The organism is Actinoplanes lobatus, from assembly GCF_014205215.1.
Classification (GTDB): Bacteria; Actinomycetota; Actinomycetes; order Mycobacteriales; family Micromonosporaceae; genus Actinoplanes; species Actinoplanes lobatus.
On the sequence record NZ_JACHNC010000001.1, the window covers coordinates 363,432 to 385,302 of the forward strand.

Consider the following 21,871-nt stretch of genomic DNA (forward strand, 5'->3'; position numbering starts at 1 on the left):
AAGACGGCGCGAGCCTACCCGGCGCCTCCGACACTTCTGCCCCAGGCGAGGCAGGTCTAGACCATGCCGTGGCAAAAATAGGGAGAAAAGACCACAAAAGTGGTCTACGACACGACGGCCAGCGGCGCGGCTTGCGGCTGCAACGCTCGCCAGAGGTCCAGCGGGTAGGACTTGCCCGGAACCGACACCGGCGGCAGTTCCTGGTAGGCGATGAGCTCGTCGGTCACCTCCCGGGTGGCCGAACAGACCACCACGGTGCCGTGCGGCGCGTACGCCTGCAGCCGGGCCGCCGTGCTCACCACGCTGCCGCTGATCATCCCGTAGCCGCCGTCGAAGGCCGCCAGCGGGTCGACGATCACCTCGCCGGTGGCCAGCCCCACCCGGGTACGGACCGGGAACCTGCCGGCCAGGAGTCGCCCCCTCAACGTCTCCTGGACCGACAGGCCCGCTCGTACCGCGGAGGCCGCCGCCTCGGGCCCGAAGCCGTCCTCCGCGGCGCCGAACACCGCCATCACCGCGTCACCCACGTACTTCTCGACGATGCCGCCGCACTCGTGGACCACCTCGGACACGACCGAGAAGTAGTCCCGTTGCAACGCCCGCACCTCCGCGCAGTCCAGCCGGTCCACCAGAGCGGTGAAGCCGACGATGTCGATGAACAGCACGGTCACGTTCTGGCGCCGCTCCTGTACGGCGGTAGTGATGGTGGTCATGTCTCACGCTCCCCCAGATCACTGCGTTGACCGGGAGTACGGTGCCAGCCCAGGACAAGACGCGGATCCGCAGAACTACCTATCTCTGCAGCATCGATTTCCGTCGTTTTTGTGACGCAGAACAGTCCGAACCGACGACAACGTGATAGGCCGATACGGATTAGGCTGCCGGGCATGGCCAGACAGGGGGACGACGGGCCGCTTGTCGGGCGCACCGGCACGCTGACCGACATCCAGTCCTACCTTCGCGACGTCGGTCCCGGCGGGACAGCCGCGGTGTTCGTGACCGGGGAGAGCGGCATCGGCAAGAGCCGGCTGCTGCGGGAGACCGCCGACGCCTTGCGCGGGACGGGCTTCGCGGTGCTCTTCGGCACATGTCTCGACATCGGGGACGCGTCGCCGCTGCACCCGGTGCTGCAAGCGTTGCGCCGGCACGACGGCAGCGGCCCGAACGCGGCCGCCGACGACGCCGGCGCGCTGCTCGACCGGGTCTCGCGCGACCTGCGCCGGATCGCCGGCGACCAGCAACTGCTGCTCGTGCTCGACGATCTCCAGTGGGCCGACCGCAGCACCCGGCAGTTGCTGCTCTACCTGCTCGCCGGTCTCGGTGACGTCCGGGTCTCGGTGCTCGCCGCGATCCGGGCCGAGGCGCTGCACGGCACCCACCCGCTGCGCCGGGTGCTGGCCGAGCTGCGCCGTCTGCGCTCGGTGCGGGTGGTCGACCTGGCCCCGCTCAACCAGGCCCAGACCCACGAGCTGGTGGCCGCGATCGTCGGCCGCACGGTCGCCGTGGAGGACGCGGAGCGGGTCTTCAAGCGCAGCGGCGGCAACCCGTTCGTCGTCGAGGAGCTGGCCCGTGACCTGCGTGACGGCCGGATCGAGCTGTCCGACACGCTGCGCGAGATCTTCCTGTCCAGGGTGGACGAGCTGCCGCCGCACGCGCACACCGTGGTGCACGCCATCGCGGCCGGTGTGGAGCCGGTGGAGCACGCCGTGCTGGCCGGGGTCGTGCCGCTGCCCGAGGAGCAGCTGATCGAGGCGATCCGGGCCGCCGTGACGCACCGGTTCGTGGCCCGTGACGGCGACGGTTACAAGCTGCGGCACCGGCTGGTCGCCGAGGTGCTGGAGCAGGAGGTGCTGCCGGCCGAGGCGGCGTCGCTGCACCGGCGGTACGCCGAGGCCCTGGAGTCGATCGACGGCGAACCGGACAACGCCCGCCTGGCCTACCACTGGCAGCGGGCCGGCGAACCGAGCCGGGCGCTGCCCGCCGTGGTGGCCGCCGCCCGCACCGCCGAGAGCATGTACGGCTTCGCCGAGGCACACCGCTACTGGACGATCGCGCTGCAGCTCACCGACGAGGCCGACCGCCGCCGCACCGAGCTGCTGGCGAACGCCGCCGAGTCGGCCCACCAGTGCGGCGAGCACCTGCTGGCGCTGGCCCGGCTGGAGGAGCTGGCCGGCCGGCCGGACGCCCCCGGTCAGGCCGGGGTGCACCTGCGGCGGGCCCGCTACCTGGCGGCCGCCGGGCGCTCGGCGACCGCCGAGACGGAGTACCACCGCGCGCTCGAGGCGCCCGACTGCACCCCGCGCCAGCGCGCCTCGGCCGCGGCCTACCTGGCCGAGCTGCTGCTGCACCTGGGCCGGTACGCGGACGCCAACCAGCACGCCCGCGAGGCCCTGGAGCTGGCCGCGGTGAACGGGGCGACCGCCGACCTGGTCCGGGCGAGCGCCGCGCTCGGCTTCAGCGCGGCCTTCCGTGAGGATCCGGACGCCGGCCTGGCCGTCATCCGGCACGGTGTGGAGATCGCCGAGCGGTCCGGGCACCCGGACGACCTGGGCGTCGCCTACCTGCACCTCGCCGAGCTGCTGGCCGGCCCGCTGAACAGCGTCGAGGAGGGGGTCCTGGTGGCCCGCCGCGGCGCGGAGAGGCTCTCCTCGCTCGGCGTCGGCCGGACCTACCAGACCAGGCTACTGGCGATCGCCGCGAACGGACTGTTCAGAATCGGACAGTGGGCCGAGGCGGACGCCGTGCTGGACTCCGCGATGCGCAATCGTCCGTCCGGCGCCGACGCGGTCGAGCTGCTGCTGGCCCGGTGCCGGCTGTGGGTCGGTTTCGGCGAGCTGGACAACGCCCGCCGCAACCTGGACGCGGCGGCCACCCTGCTGGCCGGCGGCGGCGCCCGGCACGTGCTGCCGATGCTGACCCTGCGGGCCAGCATGGCGATCTGGCTGGGCGAACACGGCGACGCCCGGGCCGCGGTGCAGCGTGGGCTGACCGAGTCCCGCTCCGACGACCTGGTGCTGCTCGCGGTGCTGGCCTGGCACGGGCTACGGGCCGAGGCGGAGGCGCACGTGGCCGGCCAGCCGGTCGACGCGGGTGCGGTCCGGCGCCTGCGAACGGTGATGGACCGCCTGGTCAAGGGGGTGGTGGACGCGCCGCCCGCGGTCCGGGCGGTGGTCGACGGCTACCTCGACCTGTGCACCGCCGAGCTGAGCCGGGTGGAGGACCGCCACGATCCGGAGCCGTGGGCACGGGCGGCGGCGGTCTGGGACCGGCGCCAGCAGCCCTACCCGGCGGCCTATTCGCGGCTGCGGCACGCCGAGGCGTCGTTGCAGCGCCGGGTCCGGCGGGCGACGGCGATCTCCGGGCTCCGCCAGGCCTACGGGACCGCGACCGCGATGGGCGCCCGGCCGCTCGCCAGCGAGATCGTGGGGGTGGCCCAGCGGTTCCGGGTCACGCTCGCCGACGACGCGGAGACGGTGCCGATGGCGGTGCCCGAACAGCCCGCCGACGAGTTGTCCTCGCTGACCGGCCGGGAGCGCGAGGTTCTGGCCGCGGTGGCCGAGGGCTTGACTAACCGGGAGATCGGTGAGTTGCTCTTCATCAGCGAGCGCACCGTGGGAGTCCATCTCGGGCACATCTTCGACAAACTGCAGGTGCGTACCCGGGTCCAGGCCAGTCGCGTCTTTCTGACAGCGGCCTGACCAGGCAATCGTTATCTCGCCGTGACATGCGTACGCGGAATACGTAGTTCTACCGATCCGATCGGCGGACCCCCGGTGGAAGTGTGAGCCGCACGGGGGAGCACCGCCCGGCGACCAGCTTCGTCGGGCGGTGCTGGGGGCCCTCCGCTGCACTGCATCATTCACGGAGGAACCCATGACCCAGCCCATCTGGGGCCCCGTTCAGCAGGAAATGTCCGACATCCTGCAACGGCACCCCGACGACGTGCCCGGAGTGGTAGACCAGCTAGCGAAACTGCAAGAGGTCCTGTGCCAGATACCGCCGTTGCTCCATAGCAACCCGCTGGCCGACTTCAACAAGCTCTACCTCACGATCACCGAGAACGTGCTCGAGCGTCTCTACGCCGGCAAGTTCAAGGACCCGGCGTTCCTGGCCCGCCTGGACGTCGAGTTCGCGGCGCGCTATTTCGACGCGCTGCGCTACTGGACCGAAGGCAGCCCGGCCTGCCCGGGTGTGTGGGCAGGCCTGTTCTGCCGCGTGCCGGGACCGGATGCCCGCCCGCTCCCGTCGGCGGTCGCCGGCGTCAACGCGCACATCAATTTCGATCTGCCGTTCGCGCTGGTCACCACCTTCGACCACCTGGGCAGCGACCCGGTGGACGGCAGCGACCAGCACCACGACTACCTCCAGGTCAACGACATCTTCGCCGAGGAGATCCCGGGGCTGCGCCGCGGTTATCTCGATCGCTGGCAGCTGCTCATCGACACGATGAACGGCGACCTCGACGACTGGTGGCAGGGCGAGATGGTGGAATACACCCGCAATGTCGCCTGGCGCAACGCTCAGAAGATCTGGGCTCTGCGCCACGACATGATCGAGCTCGACAAGGAACGGCGGCGGCTCGACAAGACCGCCACCGGTCTCGGCAAGCTCCTCCTGTCGCCCTTCGGCGAATTCCTGCAGTAATCGCCCCGAGACTCGGCCGCGCGGGGGGCGTGGCCGGGTCGGGGACCGTCGGCTGAGGCCGGCCCAAGGGGCGGGCCGGTCTCAGCCGACGACGATCAGGCGGGCCGCGGTGGCAGAGCCGTCGCGGACCCCGCCCACGCCGACCGTCGCGCCCACGGTCACGGCGTCACGCTCGGTCTTCTCCCGCTTCACCCGGTCGACCACACGCAACGGGTCACCGAAGGTCCATGAGCCCTCGAACCCGTCGGACGACTTCACGGTGAACCGGTCACCCTCCACCGCGGTGACCTCGCCACGCTGGACCACGATCGTGCGTGTGCCGCCGTCACGTGCCTCCACCACCACCTCGCCGTGCAACGCGTTCTTCCGCAGCAGCTTGCGGACGGCGTGCGGCCGCACCTTGCCGGGAGCGGTGGACGGGCCGTCGGCGAGCACCTCGGTGAAGCCGACCTCCTGGAGGGCCACCGCCTCGGCGGCCGTGTCCACATCGGGCGTGTCCACATCGGGGCCGCCACAGCCGGTCAGGGCCACGGTCAGGACGATGCCCGCCATCAGGATCTTCAGGTTACGAGTCATGCCCACGATCCTGGGCGGCCCGCGATCGAGCCGTGTCAGCCCATTGTTCGGGAACGGTAAAGCTCCACGGTGAACATGGCGCCGCCCTCCGGGGCGTGCCCCGCCGTGATCCGCCCACCGAGCCGGGTCACGAGACGGGCCGCCAGCGCCAGCCCGAGCCCGCTGCCCACCTCACGCACGCCCCGGTAGCGCCGGTTCAGCTCGCCCCGCTCGAACGCCACGGCCAGATCGTCATCGGTGAAACCGGGCCCACCGTCACGAACCTCGACGATCCCGCCGCTCAGCCGACCGGAGGCCGCCACGAGACGGCCCTCCCGATCGCGAGCCTCCACGAACCGGCCCTCCCCGTCGCCGGTCGGCCGGGCCGCCAGGATCAGCGGCGCGCCCGCCGGGACCACCCGCAACGCGTTCTCGCAGAGGCCGTCGAGCACCTGCCGGATCCGCCCGGCATCGGTGTGGACGACGACCGGGCCGTCCGGTGTCTCGACAGTCAGCGACGGACCGTCGGCGCCGCACCGGGCCGCCCACGCCCGCCCCGCGTCGCGGACCAGCTCGGCGAGGTCCACCTCGGTCACGTCCAGCGGCAGGTCCGCGGCCTCCAGGCGGGAGAGCACCAGCAGGTCGGAGATCAGCCGGTCCAGCCGCTGGGCCTCGCCGAGCATGGTGGCGCCCGCACCGGCCGTGTCGTCGCCGGTGATCACCTGATCGGCGAGCGCCTCCGCGTAACCCCGGATGGTGGCCAGCGGGGTGCGCAGCTCGTGCGACACCGACAGCAGGAAGTCACGCTCCCGGCCCTCGCTGGTCTGGAGGGCGGCGGCGAGCTGGTTGAACGCGTCGGCGAGCCGGGCCGCCTCGGACGGGCCGGCCCGGGAGATCCGCACCGAACGGTCCCCCGAGGACAGACGGGTGGCGGCGGCCGCGGCCCGCGCGATCGGCCGGGTCACGAAGCGGGCCAGCACCGTGCCGGCGAGGACTCCGCCGGCCAGGCCGATGACCAGCGCCACCCAGACCCCGCCGAGCACCCGGGCGGCCAGGTTGGTGGCGACCTTGCGGGTCAGCACGACGCCGCCGGCCCGGCCGGGCAGCGGCCGGGCCGCGACGAACGACAGCCGCCCGGAGACCCTGCCGCGGATGTCGACGGTCTCGCCCGCGGCCACCCGGCGCACCACCCGTGGCGGAAGCCCGGCACGGTCGGCGCGGCCGTTGCGGATCAGGTAGATCTCGACGCCCTCGGCGCGCAGCCGGTCGACGATCCGGGCGCGGACGGCGGGACGCTCGTCGGTGAGCAACTCGACCGCGAGCACGGTCTGGTTCATCAACTCGGTGCGGACCTGGGTGTTCACCGACCGGATCGCGATCGGCAGGGCCACCATCGTGGTCGCGATCACCGAGACGAGCGCGGTGGCCGTGGTGACCAGAACGGCGCGACCGGCCAGCGTGCCGAAGAAGTGCCGCACGGCGGGGCCCCACGCCCGAGGTGGCTTACGCATCGGCGGAATACCCCACTCCGCGGACCGTCCGGATGAGGACGGCGGCCGGGCCCAGCTTGGCGCGGACCTGCGCCACGTGCACGTCGACCGTCCGGGTGCCGGCGTGCGAGGCGTAACCCCAGACGGCGGCCAGCAGCTCCTCCCGGGTGAAGACCCGGCCGGGCCGCCCCACCAGGTGCGCGAGCAGGTCGAACTCGGTCGCGGTGAGGGTCAGCGACCGCCCCTGGAGCGCGGCGGTCCGGCGGCCGGGATCCAGGGTGAGCGGGCCCAGGCTGCGCACCCGCTCCGCCCCGGCCGGGCCGGCCGCGCGACGCAGCAGCGCCTTGACCCGGGTGACCAGCTCGCGTGGGCTGAACGGTTTGGTGACGTAGTCGTCGCCGCCCAGCTCCAGCCCGAGGATGCGGTCGACCTCGTCGTCCCGCGCGGTCAGGAAGATCACCGGGGTCCAGTCGTCGTCGGCGCGCATGCGGCGGCAGATCTCGGTGCCGTCCATGCCGGGCAGGGCGATGTCCAGAATGCACACGACCGGCCGCAACCGCCGGGCGGCGACCAGGCCGGCCGCGCCGTCGTGCTCGACCTGCACCCCGAAGCCCTCCCGGCTCAGGTAGAGCCGGACCAGGTCGGCGATCGGCCGCTCGTCCTCGACCACGAGGACCAGCCCTCTGCCCACCGCGCCCGTCACGGCACCCATCATGCCGCGCGGCGGGGCGCGGAAACGTACGAGGAAGGTAAGACCCGACCGGGTGATGTGTGTGTTCCGCCCGTCTTGTGCGACATCTGGAGACCCTGGTCGGCCTGACCTGCACCCGGGCATTTGTGGAAACGCTCCCAAAAACGTCGTGGAAGCGCTTTCTTCCCGTGCTATAAAGGCGACAGCGGCGGGGCGCCCGCGAGCGTGGACGCCGCGTGCCCAGCGCCGTTGCGCCCGTCGGCAGCTCCCGCCCCCGAGCCGGGCGAGGCGTCGCACACGGGGGGATGCCTCGCCCACCATCGTCACCGGGCCGCCCGCGAAAGCCGCGGGCGGCCCGCGAAAATGCCGGCGAAGCCGTAGGCGGCCGCGAAAAAATGCCAGCGAAGCCGCGGGCGAAGCCGTTGGCACCCCGCGAAAATCGCAGCGAAGCCGTGAGCGGGCCGCCCGTGTCAGCGGCCCAGGCCCGCCTCGCGCGCCCGCAGGATGGCCTCGGTCCGGTCGGCGACCTGGAGTTTCGCGAAGACGTTGGAGACGTTGTTGCGGACCGTCTTCGGTGACAGGTAGAGCGCGGCCGCGATCTGCGCGTTGCTGCGGCCCGCCGCCAACAGCTCGAAGATCTCCCGCTCCCGGGCGGTGAGCTGCGGAAACGCGTCGGTCGGCTGCGGCGGCCCGGCGGCGAAGAACTCGGCGATCCGCTGGGCCAGGGTGGCGCCGAAGATCGCGCCGCCGGCCGCCACCGTGCTGATGGCGCGGACGATCTCCTCCTGCTCGGCGCCCTTGACCAGATAGCCGCGGGCGCCGGCCCGGATCGCCGCGAAGACCGTGCCGTCGTCCTCGGACATGGTCAGCACCACGACGCCGACCCCGGGCGCGTCCACGGCCAGGCGGCGGGTGGCCTCCACCCCGTTGAGCCGGGGCATCTGCACGTCCATCACCACGACGTCCGGCAGCAGCCGGGTCGCGGCCGCGACCGCCTCCACCCCGTCCGCCGCGGTGCCCACCACCTCGAGGCCGTCGACCGAGGTCAGCAGCATGGCCAGGCCGTCGCGGAAGATCGGGTGATCGTCGGCCACCAGAACCCGGATCGGTTCGGTCATGTGAGCACTCCCAGGGGCAGGCGGGCGCGGACATGGGTGCCGCGGTCGCCGGGGCACTCTATCCGGCAGTCGCCGCCCAGCTCGGCGGCGCGTTCCCGGAGCGAGACGAGGCCGACGCCGCTCGGCGTGCCGGCCGGGATGCCGACGCCGTCGTCGGTGATCTCGACGGTCAGGTCGCCGCCGGCCACCTCCAGCCGGACCCGGCAGGAGGTGGCCGAGGCGTGCCGGGCCACATTGGCCAGTGCCTCCGAGGCGATCCGGTACGCCGCCACCTCCACCGCCGCGGGCAACTGGTCGAGGTCGCCGCCGCCGTCGACCGTCACGGTGAGACCGGGCGCCCGCAGCCGGGCCGCCTGCTGCCGGACCGCGCCGAGCAGGCCCACGTCGTCGAGCGCGGGCGGCCGCAGGTCGTGGACCAGCCGCCGTACGTCGGCGACCGCCGCCGTGGCATCCTCCCGCGCCTGTCTGAGCAGCCGGTCGGCCTCCTCGGGACGGCGGGCGGCGAGGTTGCGGGCGGTGTCGATGCGCAGCGCCACCCCGCCCAGCGTGGGGCCGAGCCCGTCGTGCAGGTCACGGCGCAGCCGGCGGCGTTCCTCCTCACGGGCCGCGACGATCAGTTCCCGGCCGCGCTGCAACTCGCCGACCAGGTGGGCGTTGCGGGCGGCGACCGCGGCCTGCCGGACCATGTCGGCGAGCAGCCGTTCGTCGCGCTGGGACAGTGACACCCGGGGCCCGGCGGCGGGCAGGACGACCCGGCCCACGGTGTCCCCCCGGTACGTGATGGGCAGGGTGGTGGTGCGCCCGGCCGGCACGCCCTGGGTGGCCACCACCTTCTCCCCGCCGGGCCGGTCCACCTCGACGATCACGTACGGCGACCGGAACGCCTCGGCCACCGCCCGCGCCACGGCGAGCAGCTCGTCCTCCGGCGAGGTGGACCGTTCCAGCTGTTCGGCGAGCCCCGCCACCACCCGGTACGGGTCGTCGCGCCGCCCCAGGACGAGCCGCCGCACCAGCAGCCACAGCCGGTGCCGCAACGGCCCGTACCCGGCGGTGACCAGCAGGACCGCGACCACCGCGGCGTCGCGTTCCGGCAGGCTCTGCCCGAGGAACAGCCCGGTGGCGCCGAGCACGCACGCGTCCACGGCCAGGACGGTGGCGGCCATCGCGGCGTACAGGACGGTGCCGCCGAGCAGCCGGTCGACGTCGAGCAGGGTGGGCCGGGCGATCGCCACCACGACGGCCGCGCCGGTCAGGCCGACGGCCGGGGCCAGCGCCACCGACGACAGCTCGGGCACCACCAGGACGGAGACGACCACCAGCAGGTCGATGATCGCGGCCCAGAGCAGCCAGCGCATCCGCAGCCGGTCGTAGCCGTCCGCCTGCCGGAACCGCCGCACCACCACCGCGACCGGCACGATCATGCCGAGCGGGATGGCCAGGAACGACACCTGGAAGATCGCCACCCACCAGCCGTCCGGCAGCGGGATCGAGGTGGGGTCGAGGTTCAGCCCGGCGAACTCGGCCGGCATCGGCTCGCCGGCCCGCTGCTGGGCCGCCGCGGCCGGGATGGCCAGGGAGAGCAGCGGCATCAGGCAGGACGCGACGAGGCTCAGATAGGCGGCGATCCGCCATCGGCCGCCGGGCAGCCGCCCGGCCGGGTAGATCAGCAGCAGCAGCGGCAGCCAGGTCAGCAGGGCCGCGCCGAGCCGCTGGTAGATCCAGAACGCGGCGGAGGCGCCGGGCAGGTCGTTGAAGGTGGCGTAGGCCAGCCAGGTGCCGGCCGCCGCGTCCAGGCACCAGTGGATCCCGGAGAGGCAGAGCAGCCAGGCGATCGGGTGCCGGGGCAGGCGGCGCAGCAGCAGCGCGCCGGGCACGGCCAGGCCGAGGCCGGCGATCCCGGCGGTCCACGCCACCTCGGTGACGATCCGCTCCCGGTGCTCCGACGGCACCTGGAGATCGAGCAGCGAGGCCACGATCAGGGACCCGGCCGACACGGCGACCACTGCCACGGCCGCGGGCGTTGCCTTCTTCACCGGCACATGGTGACAGCCCGGGTGTCCCGCGGTCGCTGGGCGGATGTCCCGGATGACCCGGGACACCGCGCGGGACGGCGCCGGTGACGCGGAGCCCTGCCGGCCCGGGACGCGTCCCGGAAAGTGTTACCCCCATGACTGTTCACATCACCCCCGCACCGGCCCGCACCGACGAGCCGGGCGCCGCCTCGATCAGCGTCCGGGCGGTTCGCCGGACCGGCTGGGCGCTCGCGGCCGGCGCCACCATATGGTCGGGCATCTACTTCGCCTTCGACCCACAGTCCACCGACCCGGACGTGATCACGATGGTGGACCTGTTCGCCGTACCCGCTCAGCTCGCTCTCCTGGCGCTGGTCGTGGTGCAGCTGCGGACCGGCGCCACCGGCGTCACGAAGTTCGCCCGGGGCATGCTGCGCACCGAGATGGTGCTGCTCACCCTGGCGACCGTGTGGAGCGTGCTGCACGGCGCGGTCCCCGCGTTCCGGGACGACCAGTGGCTGGCGATCCTCGACGTGTTCTGGCCGCTGTCCATGCTCGGCATGTTCGTCATCGGCGTGAAGATCGCCGTCGCCGGCCGCTGGAAGGGCCTGGCCCGCTGGTGGCCGCTCGGCGCCGAGAGCTGGGTGTTCATCACCCTCCCGGCGATGGGGATCTTCGGCGTGACGGTCGGCCGCCTGGTCGGCGCCACGCACCTGCTGATCGGCTACGCCGCCCTCGGCGTCCTGCTCGCGCTGCGCCCGCACCTCACCGGCGCCCGCGACTGATCAACCCCGTCGGTGGTCGCCCTCCCGCGCGGAGTGCGGCCACCGTTCGCTTCCGAAACCCTTCCCGGTACGGGCTACGCCAACCCGCCGCAGCAGACCCGCGAGCACCTGCCGGGTCCGGACCGTGCCGCGCCCGCCGGGCGTGAGTGCGGGGCCGGGCCGTGAGGGTGCGTGGGCAGCTCAGCCCGGCGGGCGCGGCGCCGGGCGCGCCCCGGCAGCGGCTCGCGGGTCTGCTGCGGCGGGTTCGCGTGGCCCGTACCGGAAATTGTCTTTTCTGGATGCGGTGTGCCGGCGGCGGTTGCGGGAAGACTGAGTGGCATGGCCTATGTCGATTCGGGTGAGTTCACCCGTGACCAGCGGTACATCGCCACCCGGATCACCGCGGACGGGCGCGACGGATTTCCGGTGGAGGCGGGGCGGTACCGGCTCGTGGTGAGCCGGGCGTGCCCGTGGGCGAACCGGGCGATCATCGTGCGCCGGCTGCTCGGGCTGGAGGACGCGCTGTCGATGGCGGTGTGCGGGCCGACGCACGACGAACGTAGCTGGACGTTCGACCTGGATCCGGGCGGGCGGGATCCGGTGCTCGGGATCGAGCGGCTGCGGGAGGCGTTCGTCAAGCGGTATCCGGACTACGACAGGGGCATCACCGTTCCGGCGATCGTGGACGTGCCGACCGGCGCGGTGGTCACCAACGACTTCGCGCGGATGACGATCGACATGTCGCTGGAGTGGACGGCGTTCCATCGGGAGGGCGCGCCGGATCTCTACCCGTCGTCGCTGCGGGACGAGATCGACGAGGTGAACGAGGTCGTCTACGAGGAGGTGAACAACGGCGTCTACCGGGCCGGGTTCGCGGGGTCGCAGGAGGCGTACGAGGAGGCCTACGACCGGCTGTTCCGGCGGCTCGACCGGCTGTCCGAGCGGCTGGAGTCGCGGCGTTACCTGGTCGGGGACACGATCACCGAGGCGGACGTCCGGCTGTTCACCACGCTGGCCCGGTTCGACGCGGTCTATCACGGCCATTTCAAGTGCAACCGGCACAAGCTGACCGAGATGCCGGTGTTGTGGGCGTACGCGCGTGACCTGTTCCAGACGCCCGGGTTCGGCGACACCATCGACTTCACGCACATCAAGCGGCACTACTACGAGGTGCACCGGGACATCAACCCGGCCGGCATCGTGCCGGCCGGGCCGGACCTCTCCGGGTGGCTGACCCCGCACGGGCGTGGGGCGCTGGGCGGGCGGCCCTTCGGGGACGGGACCCCGCCCGCCTCAGAGCCCGTGCAGCAACTCGCGTAGCAGGGCGCTGAGCTGCGCGCTCTTCTCCGGCGGCAGGTGGGCGAGGAGGCGCTGCTGCTCGGCCAGGCCGGCGGTGACCGCCTCGTCGGCGAGGGCGCGGCCGCGCTCGGTGAGGCGGACCAGGATGGCCCGGCGGTCGTTGGGGTCCGGTGAGCGGGTGACCAGGCCGGCCTTCTCCAGGCGGTCCAGCCGGGCCGTGGTGCCGCCGGTGCTGAGCATCATCGACGCGGCCAGGGCGCCCGGCGACAGCTGGAACGGTTCGCCGGAGCGGCGCAGCGCGGCCAGCACGTCGAACTCGGGGCGGCCGATGCCGAAGCGGCTGTAGGCGCGCTCGGCGACGTCGCCGGCCAGCTTGCTGAGGCGGAAGATCCGGCCGAAGACGCCCATGGCGGCGGTGTCCAGGTCGGGGCGTTCGCGGGCCCACTGTCCGAGGATGCGGTCGATGTCGTCGGTCACGTTGTCCATTCTCTTGATGACAAGCTTCTCGACAAAGTTTATCTTGATATCGAGATACTTTACGTCGAGGGAGATGGTGGCGATGCGGCGGGTCCTGCTGCTCACGGCGGTCACGCCCCTGGTGTGGGGGACCACCTATGCGGTCACCACCGAGTTCCTGCCACCCGACCGGCCACTGCTCGCCGGGCTCCTGCGGGCGCTGCCGGCCGGGCTGGTGCTGCTCGCGCTCACCCGGCGGCTGCCCCGCGGCGCCTGGTGGTGGAAGTCGGCGGTCCTCGGAGCGCTCAACATCGGGATCTTCTTCGCGTTGCTGTTCGTCACGGCGTACCGGCTGCCCGGCGGCATGGCGGCCGTCCTCGGCGCGGTGCAGCCGCTGCTCGTCGCCGGGCTGAGCGTCCTGCTGCTGCACGAGCGGGTGGCGCTGCGGACCGTGCTGGCGGCCCTGATCGGCGCGATGGGCGTGGCGCTCGCCGTGCTGACCGCCGCCGCCCGGCTCGACCCGGTCGGCGTCGCCGCCGGGCTGATCGGCGCCGCGTCGATGGCGCTCGGCCTCATCCTCACCAAACGGTGGGGCCGGCCCTCGGTGTCGCTGCTCACCGCCACCGGCTGGCAGCTCACCGCGGGCGGCCTGCTCCTGCTGCCGGTCACCCTCCTGGTGGAAGGCCCGCCGCCCGCCCTCACGGCGCCCAACCTGCTGGGGTACGCGTACCTGTCACTCGTCGGGACGGCCCTGGCCTACACGGTCTGGTTCGCCGGGGTGGAGCGCCTTCCCGCCGCCCGGGTCTCGCTGCTGAGCCTGCTCTCCCCGGTGATGGCCACGGCGGTCGGCTGGGCGGCGCTCGGCCAGACCCTCACAACGGTGCAGCTGACCGGCATGACACTCGCCTTCGGCGCCGTCGTCTGGGGCCAGTCGGCGCATGTCCGCCGTGGTGACCGCCCGGTCCGGAAAGCCGGTGCGGGCCGCCCGGAGCATGGCACTGCCGACCTCGTCGGGGACCAGCGGGCGATCAGCGTGTAGGCGGTGTTGTAAACGATCACCCGCATGCCTCCGGTGTGCCGCCCGCGGGGGCGGAAAACGTCGTACCCGGGGCCTAGGGTCGGGGCGTGCCCGTTGAACAACGATGGTCCACCGCTCAGGTCGAGGCGCTCGCGCCCGACCCCGCCTCGCTGCGCAACGCACGCGGTGTCACCGGCCAGTTCGCCACCACCGGGCTGCTCGGCGACGTCCTTTGGGGAGTGTGCCGGGGCTACCAGGTGGCGGCCGACCTGTCCGGGCCGGCGTTCAAGTGCTCCTGCCCCAGCCGCAAGATCCCCTGCAAGCACGTGCTGGGGCTGCTGCTGCACTGGTCGTCGTCCGGGGCCGGCGCCGCTGAGGCTCCCGAGTTCGTCACCCGGTGGGTGGCGGCGCGGGCCGCGCGGACGTCACGGTCCCCCGCCGCGGCGCCCGATCCGGTCGCCGCCGCGAAACGGGCGCAGGGCCGCGCCGACCGGGTCGCCGGCGGCATGACCGAGCTGCGCCGATGGCTCGACGACCAGGTCGAGCAGGGTCTGGCCGCGGCCGGGCGGTCCGGGCCGGCGGCGTTCGAGGCGATGGCCGCCCGCCTGGTCGACGCGCAGGCGCCCGGCGCGGCCGGGGCGGTGCGCCGGCTCGGCACCATCGCCGGGATCGGGCCGCAGTGGGCCGACCGGCTGCTCGGCGAGCTGGCGCTGCTGCGCCTGCTGGTCTCCGGGCACGCCCACCTCGACACCCTCGACCCGGGGCTCGCGGCCACCGTCCGCTCCCGGATCGGGTTCCCGACGGCGACCGAGGAGGTGCTGGCCGGGCCCCGGGTCACCGACCGCTGGCAGGTCCTCGGCCAGGTCGAGGTCGACGACGGCGCGCTGACCAGCCGGCGGACGTGGCTGCACGGTTCCGGCAGCGACCGGTTCGCGCTGGTGCTGTCGTTCGCGGCGCCCGGCCAGCCGCTGCCGGCCGACCTCGTCCCGGGCACCGCGTTCCGCGGCGACCTCTGCTTCCATCCGGGCTCCGTGCCACTGCGCGCGCTCGTGGCCGAGCGCGCCTCCGCGGCCGAGCCGTTCGGCTCACCGGACGGCGCCGGCCCGGTCCGGGCGGCTCTGTCCCGCTGGTCGGCGCTCCTGGCCGCGGAGCCCTGGCGGTCCGACGCACCCGTGCTCCTGTCCGGCGTGCGCCCGTCCGGCGCCCACCTGGTCGACGCCGCGGGCGACGCGTTGCCGCTGGCCCCGGGCCATCGCGAGCCGTGGTGGCTGCTCGCCGCCGCGGGCGCCGCCCCGGCCACGGTGGCCGCCGAGTGGTCCCCGGCCGGATTACGCCCCCTGGCCGCGTGGGTCGACGGCGCTTTCGTGCCCGCCGCCCCGCCGATCCCGGACCCGTCCGCCTCGCGTGCTCCGGAGCTGCCTCCGGAGCTGCTGACGGCCGCCCTGGTCGGCACCGGCCGCCGCCCGTGGTCCGGCCACGCCGTCCAGGTCGGGCCGCTGAACGCCGACCTCGGCCCGCCGGCCCCGGAGACGGGTCCGGCGGCCGCGCTGCTGGAGGCGGCGGCCGTGGCGCTGACCTGCCGGCGGGCCGGGGTCGCGCCGGAGAGCGGGCGGGTGCCGATGCCGGCCGCGCCGGCGGAGACGGTCGCGCCGCTGCCGACGGCGGCGTCGGCGCGGCTGGCCCGGATCCTCGGTGGCGGCGCGCCCGGCGGTGGGCACTACGAGCAGGAGCTGCTCGCCCAGTGGCTGGCGGCGGCCGCCGCGCGCGGCGGGATCGTGCCGCCCGCGATCCTTCCGGCGCTGCTGGAGGCCGGGCGGCGGAGCATCTCGGTCCGGGCCGACCTGGCGAAGGTCGCCGGGCGGCGGGGCGCCTGGCTGGCCGGGCAGCGCGCCGACTGGCGCTGGCTGCTCAGCGAGGCCCCGGCAGCCCTGGCCGGAAACGCGGTGGCCGCGGACGGGGTGGCCGCGTGGCTCGGGCAGCTGGCCGGGGAGTGGGCCACCGCGGGTTCGGCCGAGCGGCTCGGTCACCTGGCCGCGCTTCGGCGTATCGACCCGGATCAGGCCCGTGCGCTGGTGGAGAGCACCTGGGCGGAGGAGTCCTCGGAGAACCGGGCACGATTCCTCGGCGCGTTCGGGCCGGGCCTGTCGCCGCGGGACGAGCCGCTCCTGGAGCGGGCGCTCGACGACCGGCGCAAGGAGGTCCGGGAGGCCGCCCTCGAGTTGCTGCGCAATCTGCCCGGAGCGGCGCTGGGCCGGCGGATGGCCGAGCGGGCGCACGCCGCGGTCCGGTTCGACGGCGCCGGCCGGCTGAGCGTCGAACCGCCCACCGAACTGGACCGGGACCTGCGCCGGGACGGGGTCGGCGCGGCCCCGGTCCGCGGCGTCGGCGCCGGGGCCTGGCTGCTCGAGGAGGTGGTGGCCGGCACCCCGCTGGACACCTGGACCGCCCTCGACCCGCAGGGCTGGCTCGACGCGGCCCGCGGCCACGACTGGGCGGCGCCACTGCTGCACGGCTGGGCCAAGGCGGCGGTCGTGCGGCGCGACCCGCGGTGGGCCACCGCGCTGCTCGGCGCCGACGCCGGCCGCCTGCGCGAGGCCGTCCGCTGGGATCTGCACCTGGTCCTGCCGCCGGACCGGCTGGCCCGGCTCGCCGCCGACGCCCTGCGCGCCGAGGACGGCACCGCCCAACGGCTGCTGGCGCTGCATCCCGGGCCGTGGCCGGACGGGCTGTCGGTCGCCGTCCTGGAGACGGTGGAACACCGTGCCCGCGTCGACCGGCACACCTGGCAGCTGGGCGAGCTGTGCCGGGCGGCCGGCCTGGCGATGCCCCCGGAGTACGCCGACCTCACCGGCCGTCTGGCCACCCTGCTGGACCAGGCCGTCGATCCGGCCCGGGTGCGCCCGGTGGCCGAGCTGGCCCGCACCCTCACCTTCCGACTCGAGATGTTCCAGGAGCTTTCGTGACCGCTCTGCGACCGCACGCCGAGGACCAGTACGCCGAAGAGCTGGCCCTGCTCGCCGCCGCCGACGACCGGCCCCGGCCGCCGGGCTGGCGGATGTCGCCACATGCCGTGGTCACCTACCTGCTCGGCGACGGCGCGAAGATCACCCCGAAGTACGTGGGGCCGCGCCGCCTCATGGAGGTGGCCGTCTCCACCCTGGCCACCGACCGGGCACTGCTGCTGCTCGGCGTCCCCGGCACCGCCAAGACCTGGGTCTCCGAACATCTGGCGGCAGCCGTCTCCGGCGACTCCACACTGCTCGTCCAGGGCACCGCGGGCACCCCCGAGGAGGCGATCCGGTACGGGTGGAACTACGCCCGCCTGCTCGCCGAGGGCCCCACCGACGCCGCCCTGGTGCCGAGCCCGATCATGCGGGCCATGCGCGGCGGGTCGATCGCCCGGCTGGAGGAGCTGACCCGGGTCCCGTCCGACGTGCAGGACGCGCTGATCACCATCCTGTCCGAGAAGACGCTGCCGGTTCCCGAGCTGAACACCGAGGTCCAGGCGCAGCGTGGGTTCAATCTGATCGCTACGGCCAACGACCGGGACCGTGGGGTCAACGAGCTGTCCAGCGCGCTGCGCCGCCGGTTCAACACGGTGGTGCTGCCGGTTCCGGCGAGCGCCGACGACGAGGTGGAGATCGTGGCGCGGCGGGTGGCCCAGCTGGGCCGGGCCCTGGAGCTGCCCGAGGTGCCGGCCGCCCTGGAGGAGATCCGCCGGGTGGTGACGGTCTTCCGGGAGCTGCGGTCCGGGATGACCGAGGACGGGCGTACCAGATTGAAGTCGCCCACCGGGACCCTGTCGACGGCCGAGGCCATCTCGGTGATCACCAACGGGATGGCGCTGGCCGCCCACTTCGGTGACGGCACGCTGCATCCCGGCGATGTGGCGGCGGGCATCGTCGGCGCCGTGGTGAAGGACCCGGTCTCGGACGGGGTCGTCTGGCGGGAGTATCTGGAGACGGTCGTCCGGGAGCGGTCCGGGTGGCTCGACTTCTACCGGGCCGCCCGCGATGCCTGAGCGGATCTACGGGATCCGGCACCATGGCCCGGGGTCGGCTCGCGCGGTGGTGCGGGAGTTGTCGGCGAACCCGCCGGAGGTGCTGCTGATCGAGGGGCCGCCGGAGGCCGACGACCTGGTCCGGTGGGTGGCCGACGACGGTCTGGAACCGCCGGTCGCCCTGCTGGGGTATGCGGTGGACGATCCCGGGAAGGCCGCGTTCTGGCCGTTCGCCGTCTTCTCGCCGGAGTGGCAGGCCATCCGGTGGGCGGTCGGGCACGGCGTCCGGGTGCGTTTCCTCGATCTTCCGTTCGCGTTCCGCATCGCCCCGGAAACCGAAAGCCGGCCGGATGAGGATGAGCCGCCCCGGCCGGTGGATCCGATCGGGGAGCTGGCCGCCGCGGCCGGGTACGACGATCCGGAACGCTGGTGGGAGGACGTCGTCGAGCATCGGGGTGTGCCGGTCTTCGAGGCGATCGCGGAGGCGATGACGGCGATCCGGGAGACCGTTCCGGAGAATCCGGACGATCTGCTGCGTGAGGCGTACATGCGGTCGGTGCTGCGGGAGGAGCGGCGCGCTCACGAGGACGTCGCCGTCGTGTGCGGGGCGTGGCACGTGCCGGCGCTGCTCCGGAAGGTGCCGGTCAAGGAGGACACCGCGCTGCTCAAGGGGCGGCGCAGGGGCAAGGTGGCGTTCACCTGGGTGCCGTGGACGTACGGGCGGCTCGCGTCGTGGTCGGGTTACGGGGCCGGGGTGCGGTCGCCGGGGTGGTACCACCACCTGTTCACCACGGGCGACGACGTGGTGCCCCGGTGGCTGGTGGACGCGGCGGGGGTGTTGCGCGCGGAGGGCGTACCCACGTCGTCGGCGCACGTGATCGAGGCCGCCCGCCTGGCCGAGGCCCTCGCCACGCTGCGCGGACGGCCGCTGGCCGGGCTGGCCGAGGTGACCGAGGCCGCGGAGGCGGTGATGTGCGACGGCGAGCCGCTGCGCACCGAGCTGATCTCCCGTCGGCTGGTGGTCGGCGAGCGGCTGGGCGCGGTGCCCGACGAGATGCCGGCTGTGCCGCTGGTCCGGGATCTGACCGCGCGGCAGCGCTCGCTGCGGCTGAAACCGGAAGCCGGCGACCGGAATCTCGACCTCGACCTGCGGCAGGACAACGACCTGCGGCGGAGCCGGCTGCTGCACCGGCTGCGGATCCTCGACGTGCCGTGGGGCGAGCGGACGGCCGCCCGGCGCGGCACCGGGACCTTCCGGGAGGAGTGGCGGCTGAGCTGGCAGCCCGAGTTCGCGGTCCGGCTGGTCGAGGGCGGCATGTGGGGCACGACGGTGGTGGCGGCGGCGACCGCCCGGGTGACCGCGCGAGCCGGTGCGGCGGGCACCCTGGCCGAGGTCACCGAGCTGGTGGAGACGTGTCTGCTGGCGGATCTCGCGGAGGCGTACCCGGCGGTGCTCGCGGCGCTGGACCGGCGCGCCGCGCTGGACGCCGACGTGCATCACCTGATGGCGGCGATTCCGGCGCTGGCGCGCACGCTGAGGTACGGCGACGTGCGCCGGAGCGACGTGGCCGGCCTGGCCACGGTGACCGCCAGCCTGCTCGCCCGGGTGTGCGCGGCGCTGCCGTCGGCGGCCGGGTCGCTCTCCGACGAGGCGGCCCGGCGGCTGCGGGACGGCATGGACGGCGTGCACCAGGCCGTCGGTCTGCTCGCCGACGAGTCGCAGCGGGAGCGGTGGCTGGCGACCGTCGGGGCGCTCGCGGTCCGGCCGGGGCTGCACGGTCTGCCGGCCGGGCGGCTGACCCGTCTGCTGCTGGACGCCGGGCGGCTGGACGGCGCGGAGGTGCGCCGCCGGCTGCGGCTGCCGCTGACCGTGGGCACGCCACCGGCGCACGCGGCGGCCTGGGTGGAGGGTTTCCTGTCCGGTGGCGGGTTGCTGCTGGTCCACGACGAGGCGCTGCTCGCCCTGGTGGACGACTGGCTGGCGGACATTCCGGCGGACACCTTCGAGGCGGTGCTGCCGCTGTTGCGGCGGACGTTCGGCGCGTTCGAGGCGGGTGAGCGGCGGGCCATCGGCGAGCGGGTGGCGGGCGGGCGTTCCGGTTCCGCCGACGCGACCGCCGAGATCGACCCGGCCCGCGCCGCGGAGCCGCTGCCGGTGCTCAGCGCCCTGCTGGGCCGCACACTCACCACGGTCCGGGGGCAGGCGTGAGCGGCGAGGACGAGGTGACGCGGGAGCGGTTGCGGCGGTGGCGGCTGGTGCTCGGCGGCCAGGCCGACGAGGCGCTCGGCAGGGCGGAGGGCCGGGACGGGGCGATGGACGCCGCGATGGCCGCGCTCTACGACGCCGGGGAGGGCGGAGCAGACGGCAGACCGGCACGACGGTCGGCCGGGCTGGGCGGGTCCGCGCCGAAGGTGGCCCGCTGGCTGGGCGACATCCGGGAGTATTTTCCGGCCACCGTGGTCCAGGTGATGCAGGCCGACGCCATCGAGCGGCTCGACCTCACCCGGCTGCTGCTCGAACCGGAGATGCTGGCCGCCGTCGAGCCCGACATCCACCTGGTCGGCACGCTGCTCTCGCTGAACCGGGTGATGCCGGACGCCACCCGCGAGGCGGCCCGCCAGGTGGTCCGGACCGTGGTGGAGGAGCTGGAGCGGCGGATCGCGCAGCAGACCCGGGCCGCGGTGACCGGCGCGCTGAACCGGGCGGCCCGGATCAGCCGGCCCCGGCACGCCGACATCGACTGGGACCGGACCATCCGCGCGAACCTCAGGCACTACCTGGCCGACCACCGGACGGTGATCCCGGAGCGGCTGGTCGGCTACGGGCGGCGGGGCACGGCGGTGCAGCGGGACGTGGTGCTCTGCGTGGACCAGTCCGGCTCGATGGCGGCCTCGGTGGTGTTCTCCGGGGTGTTCGCCGCTGTGCTCGCCTCGCTGCGCTCCCTGCGTACGTCGCTGGTGGTCTTCGACACCGCCGTGGTCGATCTGACCGATCAGCTGGCCGATCCGGTCGAGGTGCTGTTCGGCACGCAGCTCGGTGGCGGCACCGACATCAACCGGGCGATCACCTACTCGCAGCAGCTGATCACCCGGCCACGGGACAGCGTCTTCGTGCTGATCAGCGATCTGTACGAGGGCGGTGTCCGGGAGGAGATGCTGCGCCGGGTGGCCGAGATGACCGCGGCCGGGGTGCAGGTGGTGGTGCTGCTGGCGCTGTCCGACGAGGGGGCGCCGGCCTACGACCACGAGAACGCGGCGGCCCTGGCGGCTCTCGGGGTTCCGGCGTTCGCGTGCACGCCGGACGTCTTCCCGGATCTGATGGCCGCCGCGATCGAGCGCCGTGACCTGCGCGCGTTCGCCGAGCGCGCCACCGCGGCGGGAGGTTGATCAGTCGGTCCAGCGGAGGAAGCGGTCGAAGAGTTCCGAGGCGGGCGCCTGGGGCATGTCCCGGGCGGCCTCTTCGAGGTGGTCCCACATCACGATGGCCAGGTCGATGCGCCCGTGTTCGCGGGCCAGCTGTTCGCGGGCCGGGTCGCACGGCCAGGCCCGCCCGCAGGAGGCACAGTCCCACGAAGGCCGGGCGGGGCCGTGTTCCACCCGATCCGCGATCCCGGTCATCGCCGGGACCTCGCGCCGCACCGCACCGGGCCGCTCCCTCCTGACACGGGCACCCCGCCAGGCGCCCGTCGTGTCCCACACATTGCGCGTGCATCGTGGACGGGTCAACCATGGGACCTCTTGGCTCGCTGGTCCGGGTGACCCCCGGTCGGGCCATCGGCACCGGTCGCTTCGGCCCGGTCACTGTCAGTCCAACCCCGAAGATC

17 protein-coding genes are annotated in these 21,871 nt (G+C 74.0%); 9 read left to right on the plus strand and 8 right to left on the minus strand.

Annotation, left to right across the window (positions count from 1 at the left end; all coding sequences use genetic code 11):
* Positions 1 to 104 precede the first annotated feature (104 nt).
* Complete coding sequence (locus tag BJ964_RS01600) at positions 105 to 713, minus strand: adenylate/guanylate cyclase domain-containing protein (protein ID WP_188118990.1); 609 nt, start codon at positions 711 to 713, stop codon at positions 105 to 107.
* Positions 714 to 887: 174 nt separating this feature from the next.
* On the opposite strand from BJ964_RS01600, the gene BJ964_RS01605 reads away from it, so the two are divergent.
* Positions 888 to 3,698, plus strand: a complete 2,811-nt coding sequence (locus BJ964_RS01605; RefSeq protein WP_188118991.1) for an ATP-binding protein — start codon at positions 888 to 890, stop codon at positions 3,696 to 3,698.
* Between the two features lie 175 nt (positions 3,699 to 3,873).
* The gene (locus tag BJ964_RS01610) at positions 3,874 to 4,644 is read left to right on the plus strand and encodes a DUF5995 family protein (protein ID WP_188118992.1); all 771 of its coding nucleotides are present in this window, start codon (positions 3,874 to 3,876) and stop codon (positions 4,642 to 4,644) included.
* Between the two features lie 81 nt (positions 4,645 to 4,725).
* Here the strand turns inward: BJ964_RS01610 and BJ964_RS01615 are convergent, their stop codons facing one another.
* The 5 genes from BJ964_RS01615 to BJ964_RS48955 all read right to left on the minus strand — a co-directional run bounded on the left by BJ964_RS01615 (position 4,726) and on the right by BJ964_RS48955 (position 10,531).
* Positions 4,726 to 5,220 (minus strand): hypothetical protein, encoded by a 495-nt coding sequence (locus BJ964_RS01615; protein ID WP_188118993.1) that lies wholly within the window; start codon positions 5,218 to 5,220, stop codon positions 4,726 to 4,728.
* Positions 5,221 to 5,255: 35 nt separating this feature from the next.
* Complete coding sequence (locus tag BJ964_RS01620; protein WP_188118994.1) at positions 5,256 to 6,710, minus strand: HAMP domain-containing sensor histidine kinase; 1,455 nt, start codon at positions 6,708 to 6,710, stop codon at positions 5,256 to 5,258.
* Complete coding sequence (locus tag BJ964_RS01625) at positions 6,703 to 7,401, minus strand: response regulator transcription factor (protein WP_229806710.1); 699 nt, start codon at positions 7,399 to 7,401, stop codon at positions 6,703 to 6,705. Before BJ964_RS01625 ends, BJ964_RS01620 begins: the two co-directional genes overlap by 8 nt.
* A gap of 449 nt (positions 7,402 to 7,850) precedes the next feature.
* Positions 7,851 to 8,498 (minus strand): response regulator, encoded by a 648-nt coding sequence (locus BJ964_RS01630; RefSeq protein WP_188118996.1) that lies wholly within the window; start codon positions 8,496 to 8,498, stop codon positions 7,851 to 7,853.
* Entirely contained in the window at positions 8,495 to 10,531 is a 2,037-nt protein-coding gene (locus tag BJ964_RS48955; protein ID WP_188118997.1) for a sensor histidine kinase, read from the minus strand. Before BJ964_RS48955 ends, BJ964_RS01630 begins: the two co-directional genes overlap by 4 nt.
* A 134-nt stretch (positions 10,532 to 10,665) precedes the next feature.
* Here BJ964_RS48955 and BJ964_RS01640 point away from each other — a divergent pair, with 134 nt between their 5' ends.
* A complete protein-coding gene (locus BJ964_RS01640) occupies positions 10,666 to 11,295 on the plus strand; it encodes a hypothetical protein (protein ID WP_188118998.1) in 630 nt (209 codons plus the stop codon).
* A gap of 318 nt (positions 11,296 to 11,613) precedes the next feature.
* Positions 11,614 to 12,594 carry a glutathione S-transferase family protein gene (locus BJ964_RS01645; protein ID WP_188118999.1) on the plus strand — a complete coding sequence of 327 codons (981 nt, stop codon included), beginning with the start codon at positions 11,614 to 11,616 and terminating at the stop codon, positions 12,592 to 12,594.
* Here BJ964_RS01645 and BJ964_RS01650 read toward each other — a convergent pair.
* A complete protein-coding gene (locus BJ964_RS01650; protein WP_229806709.1) occupies positions 12,568 to 13,050 on the minus strand; it encodes a MarR family winged helix-turn-helix transcriptional regulator in 483 nt (160 codons plus the stop codon). The two genes, BJ964_RS01645 and BJ964_RS01650, sit on opposite strands and share 27 nt — an antisense overlap.
* 82 nt (positions 13,051 to 13,132) lie before the next feature.
* On the opposite strand from BJ964_RS01650, the gene BJ964_RS01655 reads away from it, so the two are divergent.
* The 5 genes from BJ964_RS01655 (at position 13,133) to BJ964_RS01675 (ending at position 21,434) form a co-directional block, all read left to right on the plus strand.
* A complete protein-coding gene (locus BJ964_RS01655) occupies positions 13,133 to 14,068 on the plus strand; it encodes an EamA family transporter (protein ID WP_188119001.1) in 936 nt (311 codons plus the stop codon).
* Between the two features lie 86 nt (positions 14,069 to 14,154).
* A complete protein-coding gene (locus tag BJ964_RS01660; protein WP_188119002.1) occupies positions 14,155 to 17,010 on the plus strand; it encodes an SWIM zinc finger family protein in 2,856 nt (951 codons plus the stop codon).
* Positions 17,007 to 18,068, plus strand: coding sequence for an ATP-binding protein (locus BJ964_RS01665; RefSeq protein ID WP_188119003.1), 1,062 nt, complete (start codon positions 17,007 to 17,009; stop codon positions 18,066 to 18,068). Before BJ964_RS01660 ends, BJ964_RS01665 begins: the two co-directional genes overlap by 4 nt.
* Complete coding sequence (locus BJ964_RS01670) at positions 18,061 to 20,256, plus strand: DUF5682 family protein (protein WP_188119004.1); 2,196 nt, start codon at positions 18,061 to 18,063, stop codon at positions 20,254 to 20,256. Before BJ964_RS01665 ends, BJ964_RS01670 begins: the two co-directional genes overlap by 8 nt.
* On the plus strand, positions 20,253 to 21,434 hold the full coding sequence (locus BJ964_RS01675; protein WP_229806708.1) for a VWA domain-containing protein: 1,182 nt from the start codon (positions 20,253 to 20,255) through the stop codon (positions 21,432 to 21,434). The genes BJ964_RS01670 and BJ964_RS01675 overlap by 4 nt, the downstream gene beginning before the upstream one ends.
* Here BJ964_RS01675 and BJ964_RS01680 read toward each other — a convergent pair whose 3' ends face one another.
* Positions 21,435 to 21,665: a hypothetical protein gene (locus BJ964_RS01680; RefSeq protein WP_188119005.1), complete on the minus strand. Its 231-nt coding sequence runs from the start codon at positions 21,663 to 21,665 to the stop codon at positions 21,435 to 21,437.
* Positions 21,666 to 21,871: the final 206 nt, after the last annotated feature.

Coding starts and splice junctions, on each gene's coding strand:
- BJ964_RS01600 (WP_188118990.1), bottom strand. CDS start 713: ATGACCACCATCACTACCGCCGTACAGGAGCGGCGCCAGAACGTGACC.
- BJ964_RS01605 (WP_188118991.1), top strand. CDS start 888: ATGGCCAGACAGGGGGACGACGGGCCGCTTGTCGGGCGCACCGGCACG.
- BJ964_RS01610 (WP_188118992.1), top strand. CDS start 3,874: ATGACCCAGCCCATCTGGGGCCCCGTTCAGCAGGAAATGTCCGACATC.
- BJ964_RS01615 (WP_188118993.1), bottom strand. CDS start 5,220: ATGACTCGTAACCTGAAGATCCTGATGGCGGGCATCGTCCTGACCGTG.
- BJ964_RS01620 (WP_188118994.1), bottom strand. CDS start 6,710: ATGCGTAAGCCACCTCGGGCGTGGGGCCCCGCCGTGCGGCACTTCTTC.
- BJ964_RS01625 (WP_229806710.1), bottom strand. CDS start 7,401: ATGGGTGCCGTGACGGGCGCGGTGGGCAGAGGGCTGGTCCTCGTGGTC.
- BJ964_RS01630 (WP_188118996.1), bottom strand. CDS start 8,498: ATGACCGAACCGATCCGGGTTCTGGTGGCCGACGATCACCCGATCTTC.
- BJ964_RS01640 (WP_188118998.1), top strand. CDS start 10,666: ATGACTGTTCACATCACCCCCGCACCGGCCCGCACCGACGAGCCGGGC.
- BJ964_RS01645 (WP_188118999.1), top strand. CDS start 11,614: ATGGCCTATGTCGATTCGGGTGAGTTCACCCGTGACCAGCGGTACATC.
- BJ964_RS01655 (WP_188119001.1), top strand. CDS start 13,133: ATGCGGCGGGTCCTGCTGCTCACGGCGGTCACGCCCCTGGTGTGGGGG.
- BJ964_RS01670 (WP_188119004.1), top strand. CDS start 18,061: ATGCCTGAGCGGATCTACGGGATCCGGCACCATGGCCCGGGGTCGGCT.
- BJ964_RS01680 (WP_188119005.1), bottom strand. CDS start 21,665: ATGACCGGGATCGCGGATCGGGTGGAACACGGCCCCGCCCGGCCTTCG.